This window comes from Nocardia sp. NPDC060220 (assembly GCF_042727815.1).
Lineage (GTDB): Bacteria > Actinomycetota > Actinomycetes > Mycobacteriales > Mycobacteriaceae > Nocardia.
Map to the genome: position 1 here is coordinate 1 of NZ_JBHWZY010001297.1, position 1,298 is coordinate 1,298.

Genomic DNA, 1,298 nt, shown 5'->3' on the forward strand with positions numbered 1-1,298 from the left:
ACAGGCCTCCTCACCGCATCGGATCTCACCCACCAATTCGGCATGCTGGCAAAGCCTTTCGTGCTGATCGAGGAGGCAGAGAACCGGCTGCGCCGCGCCGCCAACGATCATCTCGATCCCGACGACATCAAAGCCGCGGCCCCCAAGAACAGGCGCGCCCACACCACCGAAGCGGCGCACCTGACCTTCGGTGGCTATGTGTACCTACTGCGCGACCCGGTTCGCTGGCGCAAGCTCGGCTGGCGCCTCGATCACAGTCAGGTCCTGGAGCTGGTGGAGCAGGTGCGCGATGTACGGAACGAGTTGATGCACTTCGCCACTGATCCGCTGTCGGCGGGGCAGGAAGCCGCCGTGCACGGTCTGCTGCAACTCCTGCGCACCGCCGAACCCAATCCCTGAGCACAGGGGTGCGGCCGCTACCCGCTGACGGAGAAGGGGAAGATCGGCAGTTTCGCCAGTTGTTCTCCGGGCTTCATGACGAACGAACGTCCGGTGCAGTCGCCGTTCTCCCAGAACGTCTGCGGGACACTGCCGCCGTTGACCACCGAGCCGGCGCCCCGCGGGCCGAGACTGGCGACGCCCAACTCCAGGCAGCTCTCCGGTCCGATCGAGGGCACCTCACCGTGCGGTAGCGAGTGAAGCAAGTCTTTGAAGTCGGGCATGTCCCACCAACAGACCGTGCCGGCGGGGCATGGCTGCGTCAGCAGAGCTGTCGGCGTGCGCGCCGAGATCGTCGCACTCACAGTCGGTTTCACTGCGGTAGGTACGACCGCCGTGGTGACATCGACCGGCGCGGCCGGTTGGGCGACCGACGTCACGGCACCGCCTTTCACCGGCGCATCTCCGCTGGCGTCGGGTTGAAACGCCATGAAGACCAGTGCTGCGCCGACGACCCCCGCGACGAGAAACCCACCGGCCACCACCAATTGCACGGTGCGGCGCTTCTCCTTCGTGCCCTTGCTGCTCACCTCGGCGTCACGTCGCCACACACCGAAGTTGGTACTGGATCGCACTTGGCGGGTGTACGACTCGTTCTGGGTGCTGCGATGCTGCGCATCGAGGCTGGCACGACCATGGACGTGCGCCTTCGGCTCGCCCTCGTTGGGCGGGAGTTCTGCACTCACACGCACAGGCTAGTCCCAGACGGCCAGACAGGTTGGGAGAAACCAAGATTGACCGAACCGCGGGGATGGCCGGCTGGAAAACGCAAAAAGGCCCTCCAACCGAAGTTGGAGGGCCTTTCGCAAAGATGTTCCGGCAGTGTCCTACTCTCCCACACCCTGTCGAGTGCAGTACCA

The 1,298-nt window shown here is 65.0% G+C and carries 2 protein-coding genes; one reads left to right on the forward strand and one right to left on the reverse strand.

The genetic code is table 11. The annotated features are described in order from the left end of the window. Positions 1–399: hypothetical protein (locus tag ACFWF3_RS36185; protein ID WP_379318675.1), on the forward strand; the 399-nt coding region annotated here is incomplete at its 5' end. A gap of 17 nt (positions 400–416) precedes the next feature. Here ACFWF3_RS36185 and ACFWF3_RS36190 read toward each other — a convergent pair. Further along, positions 417–1,124, reverse strand: a complete 708-nt coding sequence (locus ACFWF3_RS36190) for a peptidase inhibitor family I36 protein (RefSeq protein ID WP_379318677.1) — start codon at positions 1,122–1,124, stop codon at positions 417–419. Between the last annotated feature and the right edge of the window lie 174 nt (positions 1,125–1,298).